Raw genomic sequence first — 20214 nt, 5'->3', positions numbered from 1 at the left:
GTAACGTATATGTGAGGGATATAATGCAGATAAAAAGAAAATTTGCGGTAATTGGCCTGGTTAATATTCTATTCGTTGTGGGGTGTGATGATAGTAAGAATGCCCCGCCACATACCGTAATACCGGATGTCGGTATTATTACGCTTAAAGAAGAATCCGTGAATATCACCAGTAAATTACCCGGGCGAATTGTACCTTATGAAGTTGCTGAGATACGTCCGCAGGTTGGGGGGATTATTCTCAGCCGTCAGTTTAAAGAAGGCAGCACGGTTAATGCCGGAGAACCGCTGTACCAGATTGACCCTGCCCCTTTACTGGTAGAACTGGATCGGGCGAAGGGAAGTCTGGCTAAGGCTCAATCAGCAGCAGATAACAGCCGCTTAACGTTGAATCGTTTTACGTCACTGCTTAAATCACATTATGTCAGCCAACAAGACTACGACGAGGCCCAGACTAACGCGAAGGAAGCGCAGGCAAACCTGCAAGTGGCGAAAGCGGCGGTTGAAAGTGCCAGAATCAACCTGAACTATGCCAGCGTCACCTCGCCGCTGAGTGGATTAAGCGGCAAATCAACTGTCACCATCGGCGCACTTGTCACCGCCAATCAGGGGCAAGCACTGGTCACAGTTCAACGTCTTGATCCTATATACGTGGATGTTACCCAGTCCGCCAATGATTTTCTCCGGCTAAAAACAGATATGGAGCAAGGCATAATAGAGCAAAGCCAGGGCCAGGCAACGGCCATATTAGAGTTTGATAACGGTAAGCAATATGCTCACACAGGGAAATTACAGTTTTCCGACCTCACAGTGGATGAAACAACGGGGTCTGTTACGCTCAGAGCAATTTTTCCTAATCCAGATAACACGCTATTACCTGGCATGTACGTTACTGCTGTGCTCAGTGAGGGTATCCAGCGCAATGTATTGTTGGTTCCACAAGAAGCGGTAACTCGCAATGCCAGCGGCAAAGCCACAACGCTTATTCTTGATCCGGAAAACATCGTCCAGTCGCGTGAAATTATTGCCACTAAAGCAATAGGAGATAAGTGGCTGGTAACTTCCGGTTTGCACCCTGGCGATAGGGTCATTATTTCTGGGCTCCAACAGATTCGGCCTGGCATTAAAGCTCATGCTCTCCCCTCCCCTTTAGATTCAAATCCCCCTTTACCTCAGTAAGGCCGGGTAACAGGAGTTTTTTCTATGGCTAATTTTTTTATTGAGCGCCCGGTCTTCGCCTGGGTTCTTGCTATTATCATGATGTTAAGCGGCGTCATTGCTATTACTCAGTTGCCCATTGCTCAATACCCCAACATTGCCCCACCAGCGGTAACTATCAGCGCATCATACCCAGGAGCCGATGCACAGACTGTACAAAACTCGGTGACGCAGATTATTGAACAGAATATGAATGGTCTGGATGGATTAATGTATATGTCCTCAACCAGCGACGCCTCTGGCAATGCCGCCCTGACCCTCACGTTCGAGTCGGGGACCAACCCGGATATCGCTCAGGTACAGGTGCAGAATAAATTACAGTTGGCGATGCCGTCATTACCGCAGCAAGTACAACAGCAAGGCATTAGTGTTGATAAAGCCAGCAGCAATATTTTACTGGTTGCCGCATTTATTTCAGAGGATGGGGCGCTTAACCAGTACGATATTGCCGACTATGTTGCGTCCAATATCAAAGATCCGCTTAGCAGAATCGCAGGGGTGGGCAGCATTCAACTATTTGGTTCACAGCATGCCATGCGAATTTGGCTTGATCCGGTCAAACTCAACCAATATCAGCTTGTCCCTCAGGATGTCATTCAGAAAGTCAAAATACAGAATAATCAAATATCGGGAGGACAGTTAGGCGGCGCACCGCAGGCAAATAACCAGCAGTTGAATGCTTCAATTATCGTCCAGACCCGATTACAAAATACACAGGAGTTTGGAAATATTCTACTGAAAGTTCAACAAGATGGCTCACACGTTACATTGAACGACGTTGCTCACATTGAACTGGGTGCTGAAAGTTATGGCACTGTAGCAAAATACAATGGGAACCCTGCAGCAGGGATTGCGATTAAGTTGGCCACAGGTGCCAATGCCCTGGATACCGCAAAGTTAGTCAAAGAGGAAATAGCCCGGCTTTCGCCCTGGTTCCCGCCAGGTCTCAAAACCGTCTATCCCTATGACACAACGCCCTTCATTAAGATATCCATACAAGAAGTCGTTAAAACGCTGGTTGAGGCCATTGTTTTAGTTTTCATTGTTATGTATTTATTCTTACAAAATTTTCGGGCAACACTTATTCCAACAATAGCAGTCCCGGTTGTCATACTAGGCACATTTGCCGTTCTCTCCGTTGCTGGCTTTACCATCAATACTCTGACAATGTTTGGCCTTGTCCTGGCCATTGGTCTGCTCGTTGATGATGCTATTGTGGTGGTGGAAAATGTTGAGCGCGTGATTGCAGAGGAACACCTTTCCCCCAAAGAAGCTACGCATAAATCAATGTCACAAATACAAGGGGCGCTGTTGGGGATTGTGCTGGTCCTGTCGGCTGTATTTGTACCGATGGCGTTACTCGGCGGTTCTACCGGAGAGATATACCGGCAATTCTCAGTAACGATTGTCGCCGCCATGGCGCTTTCTTTATTAACCGCATTATCGTTAACGCCCGCATTATGTGCCACGCTGCTCAAACCAGCGCATCATGATACCTCCCATTCTGCACCTCGTTTTTTCACACTGTTTAACCAGCACTTTGAGCGTTTTACCCAGCATTACAGCGACAGTACGCGCAAGATTCTGCGAGTCACTTCTCGATATATGATTCTGTATTTACTGATCATTATTGCCATGGCGCTACTGTTTCTACGCATTCCGACCTCATTTTTACCTGAGGAGGATCAGGGCGTTTTGCTGACCATGGCCCAACTGCCGCCGGGTGCTACGCTGGTTAAAACTAATAAAGTACTTGAAGACGTCAGCCACTATTACCTGACACAAGAAAAAAGTAATGTGGAATCAGTCTTTACTGTCAGCGGTTTTGGATTTAGCGGGCAAGGTCAGAACAACGGGTTGGCCTTTGTAAGCCTGAAACCCTGGTCTGAACGCACGGCAAGTGCCGATGGTATTAATGCGATCATTCAACGTGCCACCAGAGGTCTGGCTACAATAAATCAGGCTATTGTTTATCCCTTCAATTTACCCGCCGTCCCGGAACTTGGCACGGCCTCAGGTTTTGATCTGGAACTTATAGATAAAGCCAACCTGGGTCACCAAAAGCTCACTCAGGCAAGAAATCAGCTCCTCGGTATGGCAAAACAGCATCCCGAACAGGTGGTCGGCGTTCGCCCCAATGGACTGGAAGATACGCCCATGTTTCGGGTGCATGTCAATGCGGCAAAAGCAGAATCTATGGGCGTATCTCTCAACGATATAAATCAGACGATCTCAACCGCTTTTGGTAGCAGCTACGTTAACGACTTCCTGGATAATGGACGCGTCAAAAAGGTCTTCGTACAGGCAGCCATTCCTTATCGCATGCTTCCGGAAAGTATTGATAGCTGGTATGTCCGTAACGCTTCTGGGGACATGGTACCGTTTAGCGCATTTGCCTATACAGATTGGACTTATGGTTCACCGCGTCTTGAACGCTATAACGGCTCTCCTTCAATGGAGATTCTTGGCGAAGCCGCACCGGGAAAAAGCACCGGAGATGCCATGGCATTTATGGTCTCACTCATCGAAAAACTGCCAGCTGGCATCGGATATGACTGGACAGGAATGTCGTACCAGGAGCGTTTATCCACCGACCAGGCCCCTATGCTGTACCTTATTTCAATCGTCGTTGTTTTTCTGTGTCTGGCAGCGCTCTATGAAAGCTGGTCAATTCCCTTTGCCGTAATTCTGGTTGTTCCACTTGGCGTTGTTGGCGCCTTATCAGCGACCTGGTTGCGTGGGTTATCCAACGATGTCTATTTTCAGGTCGGTCTACTGACAACAATTGGGTTATCGGCTAAAAACGCGATTTTGATTGTAGAATTTGCCGTTGAAATTATGCAAAAACAGGGTAAAAGCGATATTGAAGCGACATTAGACGCAGCCAGAATGCGCTTAAGACCGATTCTGATGACCTCTTTGGCATTCATTCTTGGTGTGCTTCCATTAGTCATTAGCAACGGCGCGGGTTCAGGCGCACAAAACGCAGTAGGCACAGGCGTGATGGGCGGAATGATTGCCGCAACGGTCCTGGCGATATTCTTTGTTCCCGTATTCTTTATTGTTGTACATCGCTTTTTTACAAAAATAGCGATAAGAAAATAAACAATGTTAGTTAGGATTTATTTATTAAAAATACGTACTGGAGGTTTTGCAACATATCGCAAGAGTGTTTACGATAATCCCGGTATCAGTGCAGACTGATCCCCTGAGAAAACATTTGGTATGCTTCCGATTTTAACTGCCCGCAAGGGCAGTTTTTTTTATGTAATGACCCCACTACCAGTGGCCAGATAATAGTAACAGCTAACTACTCAGTTTCAGGTTTTACGAAATTGATTAGCAATATATGCGCAACTAATACCGCTCAGCATAAGTTCAATTCCCGTCACCATTGATACCATATAAATTGATGCCTGTGGAGTGGCAGTAATAAAACACCATGCGATAAAGAGATCCAATATACCGATAACTCCCTGTAACCATACCTTTTTCTCTTTTCTGTGCTTAAAAAAGGTAGTCAGTCGGATAACCCCACCAAAACAAAATAAACATGCCAAAAAAGTTGCAATTGCAAAAACACCTAATTCGGGTGCAGTAATAAAAAAATACCCCATCAAAAAATATGCAATACTGACGACTACCCCAGAAACAACTGGCCAAAAATTATGCACCCTGTTTTTAAACATACCCACTGCTAACGCTACACCACTGCACATCAAAATCCCGCCAACAATGATACTGAGCACGCCTCCAGACACATAAGGGAAAAGGATAAAAAGCACCCCACCCAAGAACATCAGGCATGCCAAGAACTTAAGAAACCGCCGCTGTTTGACCAGCACATCATCGTCAAGCTTAGATAGAATATCTCGTGTTACATTTAACATTTGTTTCTCCTGTAAGTCAGAGTACTACTGACAACATTAATTTATTCTAAATATCATCAATAAATACTACGTCATTAATAATATAGTCCGATGATTTCTTCTTAAACGCCTTACAACTATCTAATAACAAAAGAAAATATTGAACATATTAAAAACCCCATTCAATTCAAAATATGACATCCACGCTGTTCCAGGATATATATTTAATGTCGCAATCAGACTTTTCACCCATAGATATTAATTGATACACGAGGTACGTTAGATGAATAAAACATTAAGCATGATCGTTGGCTCCCTACTCATGATCCCTGCTCTGGGTCAGGCGGCAGAAAATCACAAACCCGTCAGTCAATGGACGTGTGAAGATTTTCTTGCCACAGATACCACATTCCAACCCACAGTGGTTGGCTTTGCCGAAGCGTTGAATAAAAAGGACAAACCAGAAGACGCGGTACTGGATGTTAAAGGGGTTGAAACAGTGACCCCTGCACTGGTGCAGGCATGTATGCAGGATAAAAAAGCCAATTTTAAGAAAAAAGCTGACAGTGAGTGGGACAAAATCAAAAAAGATCTGTAATTAAACCAACACCAGTAATTTTTTTATTGATATCACTGAAGCGAGAACTGTACCCCAGCAGTTCCCGCTTCAGTAAATTAATTGTATTAAAGACACCATGAGGTTATATATGAAACGCGCACTTATCACACTTACTCCCCTGTTATCCTTATTTATGCTAAACGTCCCTGTTACGCATGCGGCAGACAACAGTCCTGATAAAATGACCTGTCAGGAGTTTATCAATCTGAATCCTAAGGCCATGCTTCCAGTTGCATGGTGGATGCTCAATGAAGAAACGGTTTATAAGGGTGGTGATTCTGTTTCTCTGAATGAAACAGACCTTACCAGCATCCCGCAAGTCATTGAATATTGTAAACACAACCCACAATCAAAATTATATTCATTCAAAGACAAGTAATTATCCATTAATAAATTAAGTAGTAATTTATCTTTTGTATGGAAAATAGCCAAGTCACATCTTTTTATAAACCTTAAGCAAGGGGCACAGGGTATATGGGAATATTACCTGTACAATTTCAAATACTGGATCCAGCGAATACAGCATTTATGCTGTTATGCACCAGTCTGGTCATGTTAATGACACCGGGGCTTGCTTTTTTTTACGGTGGTTTAGTCCAGCGTAAAGGCATACTTACCATTATGTTTCAGAGTTTTGTCTCTATGAGCTGGGTAGCCATATTATGGTTTGCCGTGGGTTATTCCCTGGCCTTCGGTCCCAGCCTCAATGGCATTATTGGCAATCCGCTTCACTATGCGTTTTTACAAAATATCAATGCGAACACGCTGTTCACCGGCAATGATGCAGGGATCCCCATCCTGGTACATTTTGTTTACCAAATGATGTTTGCCATTATCACTCCGGCGCTAATCACTGGCGCATTTGTCGGACGGGTGAAATTCAAGGCGTACCTGATTTTTATTACCCTTTGGACATTATTCGTTTACTGCCCGTTTGTGCATATGGTCTGGAGTCCACAGGGCGTGATGGCTAAATGGGGAGTGGTTGATTTTGCCGGTGGTATTGTCGTCCACGCGACAGCAGGTTTCGCTGCGCTTGCTTCCGCTTTATACGTCGGGCGTCGAGTCATTCAGCCTGATGGTAGCCACAACATTCCTTATATTGCTCTGGGTGCGGGGTTACTGTGGTTTGGCTGGTATGGCTTTAATGCAGGCTCTGAATTACAGGTTAACACAATTACTGTCTCTGCGTTTGTTACCACCGACATTGCTGCTGCTTTTGCCGGTGCGACATGGCTATTCATTGAGAAAATGCATACCGGTAAACCAAAGTTTGTTGGCTTCCTGACAGGAGCCGTCGCAGGCCTCGCCACCATAACTCCTGCTGCAGGGTATGTTTCAATTCAATCCGCCGCATTAATTGGTGTTGTTGCCGGTTTTGTCTGCTACTACTGCGCACTGTTCGTTAAAAAGTATGTCGATGATGCGTTGGACGTTTTTGGCGTACATGGTATGGGAGGAATTACTGGCTCAATCCTGCTTGGTGTTTTCGCATCACAGGCATGGAATAACAAAGGACCTTCAGGTTTGCTTGAAGGTGGTGGCATTTTGCAAGTTGCAAAACAACTCGCCGCTGTACTTATTACCAGCATATGGTCTTTTATTTTTACCCTTCTGATTTTATGGATAATTAACAAATTTACCCCGGTACGAATTTCAACCAATGACGCCCGCCAATCTCCTGATTATTCAGCATTTGGCGAAGATGCCTATACCCCTTCAGGTAAGGAGTAATTTATGAAACTTAGCCCCAGAGAAATAGAGAAAATAATGATTTACTCACTTGCCAGCGTGGCTCAAAGTCGGAAAGAAAAAGGAATTAAACTTAATTATCCGGAAGCCGTTTCTATTATTGCGTCAACGGCCATGGAATGTGCCAGAGAAGGTAATGATCTGGAAACGGTCATGAATAAATCTAGAGATATTTTGACTAAAGATGACGTCATGGAGGGCGTCGCTGACCTTATCCCACAAATACAGGTTGAAGCTATTTTCACCGATGGCAGCAGACTGGTAACCGTGCACGATCCTATTCGTTAAGAGCAGGAGAAATAGACTATGTCGCAGAACAAAGAAACAGAAAATGTACCCTATGGTGGCTACCTTTTAGATGCCTCCCCTATTTCATTTAATACAGAAAAACCTGTAACCAAAGTACGTGTCAAAAATACAGGGGATCGGCCGGTGCAGGTAGGATCACACTTCCATTTCTTCGAAGTTAATAAAGAACTGGAGTTTGATCGTGAAAGCGCACTGGGTAAACGCTTAAATATTACTGCCACAACAGCGATACGCTTTGAACCCGGTGATGAGATAGAAATAGAACTTATTCCCTATAGCGGTGATAACGATATTTTTGGTTTTAATAACCTTGTTGACATGACCGGTAAACAACTCGCTGAAGTGATCAACGATCCAATAAAGTTAAAAGCACTCATTGATAACGCCCGGCAAGCCGGTTTCAAAATGTCTAACAATCCTAGCTGAGGACCTTTTATGCCAACAATATCCAGAAAGGAATATGCCAGTCTGTTTGGTCCAACGACCGGTGATAAAATTCGTTTAGGTGAAACTGATTTATATATTGAAATCGAACAAGATCTACGTGGTTATGGTGATGAAGCGGTATATGGCGGTGGAAAATCGTTACGCGATGGTATGGGGGCTAATAATCAGTGTTCCCGCGACCAGGGCGTTCTCGATCTGGTCATTACCAATGTCACGATAGTGGATGCCAAACTTGGGGTTATTAAAGCAGATGTTGGTATTAAGGATGGATTAATATCGGGTATTGGTAAAAGCGGTAACCCTGCAATCATGTCTGGTATCACGCCAGGGATGACGGTCGGGCTTAGTACCGATGCCATTTCAGGTGAGCATTTGATTCTGACTGCGGCAGGTATCGACTCCCATATTCATCTGATCTCTCCCCAGCAAGCTTATGCCGCATTGTCTAACGGTATCACCACCTTTTTCGGCGGAGGAATTGGACCGACTGATGGCACTAATGGCACTACAGTGACCGCTGGGCCTAAGAATATGCGCGCCATGCTACGGGCATGGGAAGGTATTCCAGTCAATATTGGCCTGCTGGGCAAAGGCAATGCCTACAGTAAAGCCCCACTCGAAGAGCAAATTATTGCCGGTGCCGTTGGGCTAAAAGTGCATGAGGACTGGGGTGCCACGCCTAACTCGCTCCGCCACGCCTTGCGCACCGCAGATGATATGGATATTCAGGTCTCCGTACACACTGACAGCCTCAATGAAGCCGGATATGTTGAGAATACGATTGCAGCCTTTGAAGGAAGGACAATTCACACCTTTCATACAGAAGGCGCTGGCGGTGGTCATGCCCCGGATATTATCAAGGTCGCAAGCCAACCAAACGTCCTGCCGAGCTCGACCAATCCAACATTACCGTTTGGCATTAACAGCCAGGCAGAACTGTTCGATATGATTATGGTATGCCATAACCTGAATCCTAACGTTGCTGCCGATGTTTCATTTGCAGAAAGCCGCGTTCGTCCTGAGACGATTGCAGCAGAAAACATTCTTCATGATATGGGCGTTATATCCATGTTCTCCAGCGATTCTCAGGCAATGGGTCGCGTGGGAGAAAACTGGTTGCGCCTGGTGCAAACTGCGCATGCGATGAAAGTCGCACGCGGGAAATTACCGGAAGACAATCCGAACAATGACAATTTCCGCGTTCTACGATACGTTGCCAAAATTACGATTAACCCAGCTATTACACAAGGTGTTAGCCATATTCTTGGTTCTGTTGAAGTGGGTAAAATGGCTGACCTTGTACTCTGGGAACCTCAATTTTTTGGGGCCAAGCCGAAACTTATTATTAAAGGGGGAATGATTAACTGGTCTTTAATGGGTGATCCTAACGCTTCTCTGCCTACTCCTCAGCCCGTTTTTTATCGTCCAATGTTTGGTGCCATGGGAAAAACGTTGCAGGATACTTGCATTACCTTCGTATCGCAGGCTGCCCTTGAGGATGGCGTTAAAGAAAAGGCCGGACTTGAGAAACAGGTGGTTGCAGTTAATAACTGTCGTAGCATTAGCAAACATGACCTTATCAGAAATAATGCAACCCCACATATTGATGTGAACCCAGAAACATTTGCCGTAAAAGTTGATGGTGTGCATGCAACCTGCCAGCCTATTCAAACTGCCGTTATGAATCAAAAATATTTCTTTGGTTAAAAGGAAAGCTGTTATGTATTTAATCGAAAAAACCCTCGGAAATATAAATTCCTGCGGCGAACCTGATCTATCCACTGAAGGTATCAACCATGATGTACTGATACTGGAGCAATGGGAAGCACAAAAAAGCCGTTGCCGTAAAAAAAGTCAACTCGGCTACGATATTGGTTTATCGCTTGATCGTCATATCCGTCTTAATGATGGTGATATTCTTTTGTATGATAAAACCAATCGATATTTACTTACGGTAAAAATACAGCTACGACGCGTGATGGTTGTCGATCTAGGATTGTTTGGCGTGGAGAAAATCACCGACCTTCTGACTCGAGCGTTTGAACTAGGTCACGCCTTAGGAAATCAGCACTGGAAAGCTGTTATAAAAGGATACTGTGTTTTTATTCCTATTGTTGTAGCCGACAAAATGTTGGCTTCAGTCATGAAATCTCATGGTTACATTGAAGGGCAATACTATTTTACGGAAGGTGAAAAAGTCATCCCGCTCTTAACGCCGTCTGAATCCCGACTTCTTTTTGGTGGCGCGGAAGAAGCACATACGCATGTACACATTGACCACTAATGTAATGAGGTTGCCGATCATGCAAGAGAGTTCACATAGGTTACTTAATATCGCTCGGATACTGCAATTTGGCGATTCAGTTCTTCCTGTTGGGGCATTTACCTTTTCCTGTGGAGTTGAATCTGCCATTTCTTGCGGTATTGTCTACGATCGGCAAACCCTCAAACAATATGTTTGTACCGCCTTATTGCAGGCCGCTAAGTGCGATGCTGTCGCACAAATACAAACCCTGCGCGCCTGCCGCAGTAACAGGTTAAATGACCTTATCTCAATTGATAAGGATGTGATCAGTAGAAAACTATCACCAGAATCCCGAGTGATGACCCAAAGAATGGGGAAAAAATTAACTGAGCTTTCGACAGCTATTTACCATGATCCGGTATTTAACTGGTGGCTTGAGCAAATTCGCCAGGGAACGGTTATTGGCACCTACCCTGTTTCCCATGGGCTACTCATGAGCCATTTGGATCTTGATGAAGATGCGATGCTGGCCATGCATTTTTATGGCGTAGCAATGACTATTCTCAGTGCCGCGCAAAGACTGATGCGGATCACGCATCTGGATAGCCAAAAAATTCTGGCCGAAGTCACGTCACTTTTTCCTGATTACGCTGAAATGGCGCTCAACACCCGACCGGAAGAAATGTCTTCTTTTTCTCCGGTGATCGACATTCTGGCTGCTGTTCATGTCGATGCCCATGTACGTTTATTTATGAATTAACTGAGGTTAGAAATGAAAAAAATTACCCGAATTGGCATTGGTGGTCCCGTAGGTTCAGGAAAAACGGCCATTATTGAGGTTATTACTCCTGTTCTTATTCGTCGGGGATATAAACCTCTGATTGTGACCAATGATGTTGTCACAACGGAGGATGCAAAGCAGGTTAAAAGAACACTAAAAGGAATATTAGCAGAAGAAAAAATCATTGGCGTTGAAACTGGGGCATGTCCACACACTGCTGTGCGCGAAGATCCCAGTATGAATATTGCTGCTGTGGAAGAAATGGAATATAAATTCCCGGATAGCGATTTAATTATGATTGAAAGCGGTGGCGATAACCTTACCCTCACTTTCAGTCCTGCATTGGCTGATTTTTATATTTATGTCATTGACGTAGCTGAAGGTGAAAAAATCCCACGTAAAAATGGCCCAGGCCTGGTTCAGGCTGATATTTTAATCATCAATAAAATTGATCTAGCGCCCTATGTAGGTGCCAGTCTGGAAGTAATGGAAGCGGATACCCGTTATGTCAGAAACAATCGCCCTTATATTTTAACTAACTGTAAAACAGGCGAAGGTATTGAGCAGCTTGTGGACATGATTGAACGCGATTTTTTATTTGGTCACACTATTGAAGGAAAACAAGATGACGCATTCACAGACTATAAATGACCAGGTAGAGAAGAGCCGGAAACGTTGGGACACGCAAATCCCCATAGAGTATCGTCAGGAGCCGGAGCAAATGCCCAGTGGGGCAATCGGAAAAGATGGTTTTTTGTACCTGGGTTTTACGCGTACCGGGAGAAAAAGCATTCTTCATCGTATGGAAAAGCGAACCCCATTATTTGCGCAAAAGGCATTGTATCATGATGAGGCACTGCCGGATCTTCCCTGCGTGACCATGATATCGACTTCAGGCTGTGTGCTGCAGGGGGATCGCATGGTGTTATCCATCAACGTGGGTGAAAATGCTTTCGCCAGCGTTAACACTCAATCAGCAACCAAAGTACACTCGATGGATAAAAACTATGGAGCGCAGATTCAATTCATCCAACTACACGATAACTCCTATCTGGAATACCTACCCGATCCTTTAATCCTACATCGCAATGCAAGATTTGTTAACGATACCGTCATCGATTATAAAAGAAACGCAACACTTATTTATTCCGAAGTCATTATACCGGGACGTCGTTACCATCATGAAAACGAGCTAAATGGTTTTGATTATTATTCCTCAACAGTATCTGCAAAAGATGAGTCTGGAAATATTGTTTTCAAAGAACAGATTGTACTGAAACCCAAGGAGCATCCCATGACTGAACTCGGGGTAATGGGAGGTTTTCAAATTATCGGCACTATTTTTATATTAACTCCAGCAGAAAACATATCATCCATTCAGGCGGCCTTCAAAGCTTATTATGGCAAAGATTGTTGCTACGGAATGTCAACACTTCCCGCCGAATCCGGCCTTATATTTAAGATATTATCTAATGACAGTAGTATTATTAAAAAACATATCCGTAAAGTGTGGGCCATGACCAGAAAAGTCGTTCTGAATGCAGAGTTACCGCCCCCATTTATCTGGAAACAATAATACCTCCTTATTACTTTTACGCTGGTAAATAATGATGATAACACACTCAATCCCAGTATTATGGAAAAATAATATTGATAAGCACTACATTCTCAAAATTATTGATATATCATTACGTGGTTGTGCTCAGGTAATGTTTCAAAACAATCCCATCACTGGGTTATTGTTTTTTATTGCTATATTTATCGCTGCTTATAGCAATAATAATCCATTGGCTGCATGGGGGTGCGTAATTGGAACTGTCCTGGCTTCAATTACGGGAGCCATAACTCATGATGTAAAAGGTTGGCGGGATGGCCTCTATAGTTATAATGGCTGTCTGGTCGGCATTGCTATTCCTGTGTTTATCACTGCAACGCCGTTAATGTGGTTCTGCCTGATCGTTGGTAGTGTCGTATCAGTTATTGCTACGGTTTGCATTGCCGATATTTTAAAAACGTGGAAAGTTGCTGCGTTAACAGCGCCGTTTGTGCTAACAACATGGGTCATTCTACTGGCCAGCTATGCATTTCATAATATCTATGGTTCGGGTTTACCCTCCCCAGAGTTATCCCAACATTATATCCCAACAACGCCTGGCGATTACTCTCTTAGCTTTTTTATCGACGGCACCCTACATGGGATATCACAGGTATTTTTGTTTCCAGGGATTCTTGCTAGTTTATTCTTCATTGCAGGTCTGGCAGTAGAATCTGTTGTATGCGCCTGCTATGCCATCGTCGGCTCTCTAATCGCGACACTGCTTGCGTATTATCTGGGTGCTAATGCTCATGACATTTCTACAGGACTGTATGCCTTTAGTGCCGTGTTGACATCAGTTGCCCTGGGTACAGTATTTAATCAACCTGGCTGGCGAGTATTTATTTATACTATCTCAGGTATCATTTTTACAGTTTTTATTCAGGCTGCCATGAATGTGCTTTTAATGCCTTTTGGTATACCAACATTAACCATGCCATTTGTTATTTCATCATGGTTATTCCTGGTGCCGAATAAAGAATTTATGCCAGAGCATCGTCACTCCTGAATCAATGAGAGAATCATTATGACTGAAGAATTTCTTTTCCGACTTATATTAGCCAGTCTGCTCGGCGGCGTAATTGGTCTGGAGCGTCAAATTCGCGCTAAAGAAGCAGGTGTACGCACACATATCTTGATTGGTATTGGCAGTGCCATGTTCATGATCGTTTCTAAATACGGTTTCTATGATGTTATTGAACATATCCATATAGGATTAGATCCCAGCAGAATCGCAGCTCAGGTTGTCACTGGCGTAGGATTTCTCGGTGCGGGGAATATTCTGGTACAAAAACAAACCATCAGAGGATTAACAACAGCTGCGGATGTGTGGGTCACCGCAGCAATAGGTTTGGTTATCGGCAGTGGAATGTATGAAGTTGGCATCATAGGTACGATTATGGCGCTCATTGTGCTGGAGTTTTTCCGTCAGCTTACCTACCGCTTTTTAAATCGCCATCTACAACTACGTATGCGTATTGCAGCCGGGACTGCGCAAGTTGTTCTGACCTCGCTTAATGAACAGGGATATCGCATCCAACTGCGTTCACTGGCTAATGATACATCCGACTCTCATGTTCTCACGGCAAACATTGAGTATACGGACGCAACCTCGGTGAATCAGATTCTTTCTTCACTTAAAGAAAACCCTGCTATTAAAGAGGTTTCTGTCGTATAGCTACTATTCAGATATTAATTATATTAAATGCGATAGTAACATTATTTATCATTAATTATTTCTACATCGAAAATAGGATTTAACTATTAAACTAAGAGCTACATATTTTGAAGACTGTGTTATATAATATTTGCCCTCCTCTGCACTTTAACAACTTAATTCTGGTCTTGAACAATGACCTACGATACCTTTTCACAATAGATAACATGAAATCTTATGTCGTACTAAGTCACTCATTTTTCTGAGTTTAAGCAACAACATTATATTATACTTATGGCAATTATAGGTCTTCAATGAGATGTGCATTCGCTCAGCAATTGAAGAACATGACTTTTGCTGCAGAATATAAGTAAGAATCTGATGCTGTCGGCGAGAAAGCGATAATTCCGGAGTGATAGCATTATTTTCATTGCAATTTAGCAAAGTAATGAAGCCACTCAGCGAAACGTTTCGATTGACAAAAAAAACGGGGATATCACCGAAGCACCGTTTGATTCTAAACGGTGAAAGTATATAAATTTTTGAAGGCTTAATTTTCTCTAATTGATACGCTAATCGAGTATGGAAAATATTGTTATTTAATGTATCAATGATCACTTTCGCATTATGATTTTCTAAAGCACATAGCTCATGTGCATGCTGGACATGAATGATCACATCATTTTTAAAAAGATGGTAAATAGCCTGTAACAACATAATATCTTTAGTAAAAATCAAAAACACTATCCTCTCCTGCAATGTGTATTTTAATTAACAAATATTATAGTCACCAATGGCAACTATCTATACGCCATCGTTTCAAAATCAGTCTATTAATGACAATATTGGGGAAAACATGAATACTTCTGGCTGGCTTCTTAAGGGTGGAGAAGCAAAAACATCCGTCTTCCACCTCGGCAGGTATTGTAGCGAATGGAAAGCATCAACATACTCCTATGGTGAACCGAGTTTTCATATCGTCCTGAGCGGGGAGTGCTGGCTGGATTTACTTAACCAACAACCACGTATCAAACTGGAAAAGGGAGATATTCTCTTCTTTTTTAATAATTTTCCTTTTTTTCTGGCCTCATCTCCTGATACAAGTCTTGATGATTTACCACGTAAACAGATGAGTAAGATTGAAGAATCATCTTCAGAATCCACCGATCTGCTTTGTGGTTTCATCCAACCCAGATCTATCGCTAGCCAATTGCTATTTGCCTTACTTCCGGACATTTTTGTGATCAAACAAAAAGACGACGTCAGCAATAAAATACACACTCTCTTTGAGTTACTACTGACTGAAGTAAACGCATCTGCCGATGAAAATAATTGCATTATTGCGCACCTGACCGATGCTATATTGCATTATGTCATTAGCGAATCCTCTTCCTTATATGATATTGACGTAAACCTCTTGAATGCGGCAAATGATGAAGCCTTAGCCAAATTAATCATTGCAATAATAGACAACCCACAGTATTCATGGTCGCTGGATGATATGGCTCGCTTCACCTATATGTCGCGTTCGACATTTATTCGCCGTATATTGAAAGCGACAAGCTACACACCGAACCAGGTATTAAGCAAATTAAGGATTTATGTATCATTAAACCTGCTCAGAAGAGGTATAAAAAATGAGGTCATTTACAGCAGAGTAGGATATGAATCATTATCTGGATTCTATCAGGCATTTAAACGTGTTATGGGGACAGCACCAGGAGACTATCTCTCATCTGGTAAATAAACTACCCACGGAGTGAATCCGTGGGCTATCTGGAGAACGCTTCCCCATTCTGGCATCCCGTCGAACGTTAAGGTTATAATCCTTACAACGATTTTATTGGATTAGAAGCGACAATGACAAAACTTACCCTACAAGAACAGATGCTTAAAGCAGGTCTGGTCAGCAGCAAAAAAATGGCCAAAGTGCAAAGAACGGCGAAGAAGTCACGCGTTCAGGCTCGTGAAGCCAGAGAAGCGGTTGAAGAGAATAAAAAAGCGCAAATTGAGCGCGACAAACAGCTCAGTGAGCAGCAGAAGCAAGCCGTTCAATCTAAAGAGTATAAAGCGCAGATCAAGCAACTGATTGAGATGAACAAAATCACCATTACCAGTGGCGATATTGGGTACAACTTCACTGATAATAATCTGATCAAAAAAGTCTATGTTGATAAAGTGACGCAGTCTCAGCTGATTAAAGGCCGTCTGGCCATAGCCCGACTGACGGCGGAAAACGGCAGCGAGAGCGAATACGCCATCATTCCGGCTGTCGTTGCCGACAAGATTGCACAGCGTGACGCAAGCTATATTGTTTTAAATTGCGAGCTGAGTCAGGAAGCGAAGGACGAAGACGATCCATATGCTGATTTCGTCATCCCTGATGATTTAATGTGGTAAGAAAAAAACAGATATTCGTTATGTATTTCGGTGAACGCCAACGCCGCCACCGAAATACTATCGACGTCATTTATCCCCTGACACTGTCGACTAAAACTTGTAGTGCTCTTTGCTCAGCCCGTATTTTCTCATGCGTAAATACAGTTTTTTACGCGGGATTTGTAAATACTCCGCCACTTCATTAATTCGCCCCTGGTGAATATTCAGCGCTTCAGTAATGATCTGTCGCTCGTACTCTTCAACCCGACGATCGAGCGGTGTCGGTTCCAGCAAATGCAATTGCGGATTCGCGGTTTCAGCCAGCGGGAGTAGCCCAACGGCAAAAAGTTCAGCGGCATTCGCCAGTTCCCGGACATTACTTAACCACACGCGACGCCGCATGCCTTTCAATAAATCGCCTTCAACGTCGGGCACGGGATGGTTCAGGCGCAGACAGGCTTTCTGCAGATAGTGACGAAACAGCGGCTCAATATCATCCGGTCGCTGAGACAGCGGCAGGCAACCAATCTGTGTCATCGCGAAACAGTAATAAAGTTCAGCCGCAATTAGATTGGTTGCTGCCAGTTCCACCAACGATGCGCCGCCAATGCCTATCAGACGAAACGGGCGCCGCTCCAGGCTTTGCAAGTGCACCAGATGGTGCTGCTGTTCGCTCGTCAGGCACTCAATATGGCTGAGAACCAGCGTTCCTCCTTGCGCCTGTGCAATAAGGTCATTGAGTTGTCCCGTATTCCCGGGCGTCAGTTCACCGCGGATGAACGGTCCCTCCGCGCTACGTCCAAACTGATGCAAATAACGGGCTCCGGTCATGCGCCCCGTTCCCGGCTCGCCATAAAACCAGACGGCGATATCCGTTTCCGCCAGTTGCTGCAGGCGCCGACGATACTGATTAACCCAGTCACTGTAACCGAGCAATTCCACCTGGAGCTTTTGTTGGCAATAATGGCGACGAGCAATCACGGATTTTCTCTGACGCAGCGCATCATCAACCAGCGACAGCAGTTTGCCGGGATCGACCGGCTTTTGCAGAAAGTCCCATGCGCCTTTCTTTACGGCTTCCACCGCCATCGGAACGTCGCCATGCCCGGTAATAAGCAGGATTGGCAGCTGATTATCATCCTGATGGAACAACGTCATCAGATCGATCCCATTGCACCCGGGCATACATACATCACTCAGAACAATCCCCGGCCAGTCAGCCTGCAGCCAGTTTCGGGCATCAAAAGGATTACTGCATGCGTAGACACGATACCCCTCCTGTTCAAGCAACAGCGTGTAAGCGTCGAGAACATCGGCATCATCATCAATCAACAGAACAGAATATTCATCACTCAACATCGTTTACATCCGTCAGATTAAATTGCAGAACGACGCAGGCATTACGCCCCAGTGTCGACGCAAGGCGCAGCTCGCCATTCATTTGCCCCATTAACGATACACAAATCGATAAGCCGATACCGAGACCCACATCCTTACTGGTAGTAAACGGCTTTAACAGCGATGGCAATAATGCCTCAGGCCAGCCGGGACCGTTATCACTGACAAAGACGCACAATCGGCTACCCTCAACCTGCCAGTAAACCGCTATTTGTGCGGCAGTTGGGCAGGCGTCCAGCGCATTTGCCAGTACGTTTACCAGCACCTGCTGAATACGCACTTCATCACCTGTCACCCATACGCTGTGGTCGGGAAGCGTCAGCGTACCCTGCTGCGGCTTATGTCGCATGGCCAACAGTTCCCAGGCAGCGCTGAATGTTTGTCGGAGATCGACCGGATGCAAAGGTGCGCCCGGTTCGGCCCGACGAGCAAACTGACGCAGTGAGCGGATAATGGCGTCAATACGGGTAACCAGCCCCTCAGCTTTGGTTAATGTACTTCTGGCCTGAACGGATTGCCCTTGTTCAATTGCCCTTCCCGCCGTAAACAGGTACATCGACAGCGCGTTCAGCGGTTGGTTAATCTCGTGTGCCAGCGTGGTCATGGTCTGGCCAACCACCGCCAATTTTGCCGTCTGGATCAGTTCATCCTGCGTTGCCCGGAGATCGGACTCAATCTCCTTGCGCTCTGCCACCTCCAGCTCAAGCTGATTTTTCTGCGCACTCAACTGACCCAGAGTATGGCGCAGCAATCTTGCGATACGCCCCAGCTCATCGCGCCCATAAACCGGGATAGTGGCATCCGTTCTGCCAAGGCCAATTTGCACCACAGCCTGGTTGAGCGCGGTAAAACGCTTCACCAGACGTGAACGAATAAAATAGTGGTTAAGCCCCCAGGCAAGAAGTAGCGCCAGCAGCGTCGCCAGTAGAATAAGTCCCCCGCTGACACGAACAATTTGTTCCAGCCGTTGGTTAAACATCTGCATTTGCTGATGGCTGCTTCCCAACTGCGCCTCAAGCAGCGTTCGAAAGCGCCCGAGCGTTGCTTCTCGGACACGGTTGGCATCAACGAGCGCTTTTTGTGCGGCGACATAATCACGCATCGTATCGGGCATTTTATTTTTCATCATCCCGATTTCCAGCAGCTCATCAATGGTTTGCCGCAAGGTGATTGTGCTGGGCCAGTCATCGAGGGTACGGATATTTTCATCCGCCGTTTTCTTCAGATTCTCCAGATAGCGGATGTGATTCTCCACCAACATGCCGTCGTCACTACCCGACTTCAGTTCATTGAGCCTGTCGCGTAAATCATCCACGATCTGATTTTCAATTCTTGCCAGGGTGTAGACCTGTTGCTGCTCGTTTTGCACCTCTCTGGCACGCTTGAGATACAGCGCCGCATCGCCGTTTTTGGCCTCGATTTGATCCAGCAACGTTCCCTGCTGCCAGGTAAAATCCTGCACCAGCGAATTCAGCTCGGTAGTAAAATCATCGTGGAGCCAGTCGATACGCGCAGAGAGTTCGCTGACTTTTTCGCGTACGAGAAACATGTTGTAGAGCACCCGGTCCAGCTCCGCCATCAGCGCCCGACTATCTTGCAACATCACCGCCAGCTGCTGCTGTTCTGTCGACTGAAGCCCGCGGCTCAACCCTTCAATTTTGTCCAGGTGTGCAATAATTTGATTGCGCAGTTGCAATCTCACCGTCGTGTTGGGGGCTAACAGAAACTCATTCAGTTGATCCACAACCAGGTTCAGATTCCCTTCAATCAAAAAAGCAGAATGCACTCGTGGGAAGTAATCATCGAGCGAATAGCGTATCTGCGAGCTCTGCTCATGCCAGGAGTACAAACTGACGCAACTTACGCTCAGCGTCAGTAGTGCGCCCATCAGAAACGCGCCTCGCAGGCTGCTGCTGATGCTGAGCTGACGCAGGCGCTGCAGTATCG

Annotated in this window: 20 protein-coding genes; 16 read left to right on the top strand and 4 right to left on the bottom strand. The window is 45.0% G+C overall.

Annotated features, from left to right (window positions below; genetic code table 11):
- Nucleotides 1-23 precede the first annotated feature (23 nt).
- Both OGX99_RS15490 and OGX99_RS15485 read left to right on the top strand, forming a co-directional pair.
- Nucleotides 24-1178 (top strand): efflux RND transporter periplasmic adaptor subunit, encoded by a 1155-nt coding sequence (locus OGX99_RS15490; RefSeq protein ID WP_080975634.1) that lies wholly within the window; start codon nucleotides 24-26, stop codon nucleotides 1176-1178.
- Nucleotides 1179-1202: 24 nt separating this feature from the next.
- Nucleotides 1203-4322, top strand: a complete 3120-nt coding sequence (locus OGX99_RS15485; RefSeq protein WP_286544144.1) for an efflux RND transporter permease subunit — start codon at nucleotides 1203-1205, stop codon at nucleotides 4320-4322.
- Between the two features lie 215 nt (nucleotides 4323-4537).
- Here the strand turns inward: OGX99_RS15485 and OGX99_RS15480 are convergent, their stop codons facing one another.
- Nucleotides 4538-5107 (bottom strand): HdeD family acid-resistance protein, encoded by a 570-nt coding sequence (locus OGX99_RS15480; RefSeq protein ID WP_187253498.1) that lies wholly within the window; start codon nucleotides 5105-5107, stop codon nucleotides 4538-4540.
- Nucleotides 5108-5369: 262 nt separating this feature from the next.
- Between OGX99_RS15480 and hdeA the strand changes: the two genes are divergently transcribed.
- The 12 genes from hdeA to OGX99_RS15420 all read left to right on the top strand — a co-directional run bounded on the left by hdeA (nucleotide 5370) and on the right by OGX99_RS15420 (nucleotide 14511).
- Entirely contained in the window at nucleotides 5370-5684 is a 315-nt protein-coding gene (gene hdeA / locus OGX99_RS15475) for an acid-activated periplasmic chaperone HdeA (RefSeq protein ID WP_057102354.1), read from the top strand.
- Between the two features lie 109 nt (nucleotides 5685-5793).
- On the top strand, nucleotides 5794-6084 hold the full coding sequence (gene hdeB, locus OGX99_RS15470) for an acid-activated periplasmic chaperone HdeB (protein WP_370619936.1): 291 nt from the start codon (nucleotides 5794-5796) through the stop codon (nucleotides 6082-6084).
- Nucleotides 6085-6179: 95 nt separating this feature from the next.
- Nucleotides 6180-7439, top strand: coding sequence for an ammonium transporter (locus tag OGX99_RS15465; protein ID WP_187253499.1), 1260 nt, complete (start codon nucleotides 6180-6182; stop codon nucleotides 7437-7439).
- 3 nt (nucleotides 7440-7442) lie between these two features.
- Nucleotides 7443-7745, top strand: a complete 303-nt coding sequence (locus tag OGX99_RS15460) for an urease subunit gamma (RefSeq protein WP_286544139.1) — start codon at nucleotides 7443-7445, stop codon at nucleotides 7743-7745.
- 18 nt (nucleotides 7746-7763) lie between these two features.
- The gene (locus tag OGX99_RS15455; RefSeq protein WP_151224796.1) at nucleotides 7764-8192 is read left to right on the top strand and encodes an urease subunit beta; all 429 of its coding nucleotides are present in this window, start codon (nucleotides 7764-7766) and stop codon (nucleotides 8190-8192) included.
- Nucleotides 8193-8201: 9 nt separating this feature from the next.
- The gene (locus OGX99_RS15450) at nucleotides 8202-9920 is read left to right on the top strand and encodes an urease subunit alpha (protein ID WP_286544137.1); all 1719 of its coding nucleotides are present in this window, start codon (nucleotides 8202-8204) and stop codon (nucleotides 9918-9920) included.
- 13 nt (nucleotides 9921-9933) lie between these two features.
- Nucleotides 9934-10497 carry an urease accessory protein UreE gene (locus tag OGX99_RS15445; protein WP_151217538.1) on the top strand — a complete coding sequence of 188 codons (564 nt, stop codon included), beginning with the start codon at nucleotides 9934-9936 and terminating at the stop codon, nucleotides 10495-10497.
- A 19-nt stretch (nucleotides 10498-10516) separates the two neighbouring features.
- Nucleotides 10517-11218 carry an urease accessory protein UreF gene (locus OGX99_RS15440; RefSeq protein WP_187253501.1) on the top strand — a complete coding sequence of 234 codons (702 nt, stop codon included), beginning with the start codon at nucleotides 10517-10519 and terminating at the stop codon, nucleotides 11216-11218.
- A gap of 12 nt (nucleotides 11219-11230) precedes the next feature.
- Nucleotides 11231-11890, top strand: coding sequence for an urease accessory protein UreG (ureG, locus tag OGX99_RS15435; RefSeq protein WP_286544134.1), 660 nt, complete (start codon nucleotides 11231-11233; stop codon nucleotides 11888-11890).
- Nucleotides 11865-12815 carry an urease accessory protein UreD gene (locus OGX99_RS15430; protein WP_286544132.1) on the top strand — a complete coding sequence of 317 codons (951 nt, stop codon included), beginning with the start codon at nucleotides 11865-11867 and terminating at the stop codon, nucleotides 12813-12815. Before ureG ends, OGX99_RS15430 begins: the two co-directional genes overlap by 26 nt.
- A gap of 34 nt (nucleotides 12816-12849) precedes the next feature.
- Complete coding sequence (gene yut, locus OGX99_RS15425) at nucleotides 12850-13842, top strand: urea transporter (RefSeq protein ID WP_151217698.1); 993 nt, start codon at nucleotides 12850-12852, stop codon at nucleotides 13840-13842.
- An 18-nt stretch (nucleotides 13843-13860) separates the two neighbouring features.
- Nucleotides 13861-14511, top strand: a complete 651-nt coding sequence (locus OGX99_RS15420) for an MgtC/SapB family protein (RefSeq protein WP_286544130.1) — start codon at nucleotides 13861-13863, stop codon at nucleotides 14509-14511.
- A gap of 192 nt (nucleotides 14512-14703) precedes the next feature.
- Here OGX99_RS15420 and OGX99_RS23805 read toward each other — a convergent pair whose 3' ends face one another.
- The gene (locus OGX99_RS23805; protein ID WP_151224799.1) at nucleotides 14704-15234 is read right to left on the bottom strand and encodes a helix-turn-helix domain-containing protein; all 531 of its coding nucleotides are present in this window, start codon (nucleotides 15232-15234) and stop codon (nucleotides 14704-14706) included.
- Nucleotides 15235-15346: 112 nt separating this feature from the next.
- On the opposite strand from OGX99_RS23805, the gene OGX99_RS15415 reads away from it, so the two are divergent.
- Nucleotides 15347-16237: an AraC family transcriptional regulator gene (locus OGX99_RS15415; protein ID WP_187253505.1), complete on the top strand. Its 891-nt coding sequence runs from the start codon at nucleotides 15347-15349 to the stop codon at nucleotides 16235-16237.
- 113 nt (nucleotides 16238-16350) lie between these two features.
- Entirely contained in the window at nucleotides 16351-16890 is a 540-nt protein-coding gene (locus OGX99_RS15410; RefSeq protein ID WP_187253506.1) for a DUF2058 domain-containing protein, read from the top strand.
- 90 nt (nucleotides 16891-16980) lie between these two features.
- On the opposite strand, the gene pgtA is transcribed toward OGX99_RS15410, so the two are convergent.
- Both pgtA and pgtB read right to left on the bottom strand, forming a co-directional pair.
- Nucleotides 16981-18228 (bottom strand): two-component system response regulator PgtA, encoded by a 1248-nt coding sequence (pgtA, locus tag OGX99_RS15405; protein WP_151217550.1) that lies wholly within the window; start codon nucleotides 18226-18228, stop codon nucleotides 16981-16983.
- Nucleotides 18218-20212 carry a two-component system sensor histidine kinase PgtB gene (gene pgtB / locus OGX99_RS15400; protein WP_286545315.1) on the bottom strand — a complete coding sequence of 665 codons (1995 nt, stop codon included), beginning with the start codon at nucleotides 20210-20212 and terminating at the stop codon, nucleotides 18218-18220. The genes pgtA and pgtB overlap by 11 nt, the downstream gene beginning before the upstream one ends.
- Nucleotides 20213-20214: the final 2 nt, after the last annotated feature.

It is taken from the genome of Citrobacter sp. Cu096, from assembly GCF_030332285.1.
In the GTDB taxonomy this organism is placed as follows: Bacteria; Pseudomonadota; Gammaproteobacteria; order Enterobacterales; family Enterobacteriaceae; genus Citrobacter; species Citrobacter meridianamericanus.
Note: the sequence above shows the minus strand (reverse complement) of the source record. Positions and strands in the feature narration are given on the sequence as shown.

What these genes read in the sequence shown, in the direction of transcription:
- pgtA (WP_151217550.1), bottom strand. Translation starts at nt 18,228, where the DNA reads ATGTTGAGTGATGAATATTCTGTTCTGTTGATTGATGATGATGCCGAT.
- OGX99_RS15485 (WP_286544144.1), top strand. Translation starts at nt 1,203, where the DNA reads ATGGCTAATTTTTTTATTGAGCGCCCGGTCTTCGCCTGGGTTCTTGCT.
- OGX99_RS15440 (WP_187253501.1), top strand. Translation starts at nt 10,517, where the DNA reads ATGCAAGAGAGTTCACATAGGTTACTTAATATCGCTCGGATACTGCAA.
- OGX99_RS15415 (WP_187253505.1), top strand. Translation starts at nt 15,347, where the DNA reads ATGAATACTTCTGGCTGGCTTCTTAAGGGTGGAGAAGCAAAAACATCC.
- OGX99_RS15445 (WP_151217538.1), top strand. Translation starts at nt 9,934, where the DNA reads ATGTATTTAATCGAAAAAACCCTCGGAAATATAAATTCCTGCGGCGAA.
- OGX99_RS15420 (WP_286544130.1), top strand. Translation starts at nt 13,861, where the DNA reads ATGACTGAAGAATTTCTTTTCCGACTTATATTAGCCAGTCTGCTCGGC.
- OGX99_RS15480 (WP_187253498.1), bottom strand. Translation starts at nt 5,107, where the DNA reads ATGTTAAATGTAACACGAGATATTCTATCTAAGCTTGACGATGATGTG.
- yut (WP_151217698.1), top strand. Translation starts at nt 12,850, where the DNA reads ATGATAACACACTCAATCCCAGTATTATGGAAAAATAATATTGATAAG.
- hdeB (WP_370619936.1), top strand. Translation starts at nt 5,794, where the DNA reads ATGAAACGCGCACTTATCACACTTACTCCCCTGTTATCCTTATTTATG.
- OGX99_RS15410 (WP_187253506.1), top strand. Translation starts at nt 16,351, where the DNA reads ATGACAAAACTTACCCTACAAGAACAGATGCTTAAAGCAGGTCTGGTC.
- OGX99_RS15465 (WP_187253499.1), top strand. Translation starts at nt 6,180, where the DNA reads ATGGGAATATTACCTGTACAATTTCAAATACTGGATCCAGCGAATACA.
- OGX99_RS15460 (WP_286544139.1), top strand. Translation starts at nt 7,443, where the DNA reads ATGAAACTTAGCCCCAGAGAAATAGAGAAAATAATGATTTACTCACTT.
- OGX99_RS15490 (WP_080975634.1), top strand. Translation starts at nt 24, where the DNA reads ATGCAGATAAAAAGAAAATTTGCGGTAATTGGCCTGGTTAATATTCTA.
- OGX99_RS15430 (WP_286544132.1), top strand. Translation starts at nt 11,865, where the DNA reads ATGACGCATTCACAGACTATAAATGACCAGGTAGAGAAGAGCCGGAAA.
- ureG (WP_286544134.1), top strand. Translation starts at nt 11,231, where the DNA reads ATGAAAAAAATTACCCGAATTGGCATTGGTGGTCCCGTAGGTTCAGGA.
- OGX99_RS15455 (WP_151224796.1), top strand. Translation starts at nt 7,764, where the DNA reads ATGTCGCAGAACAAAGAAACAGAAAATGTACCCTATGGTGGCTACCTT.
- OGX99_RS15450 (WP_286544137.1), top strand. Translation starts at nt 8,202, where the DNA reads ATGCCAACAATATCCAGAAAGGAATATGCCAGTCTGTTTGGTCCAACG.
- hdeA (WP_057102354.1), top strand. Translation starts at nt 5,370, where the DNA reads ATGAATAAAACATTAAGCATGATCGTTGGCTCCCTACTCATGATCCCT.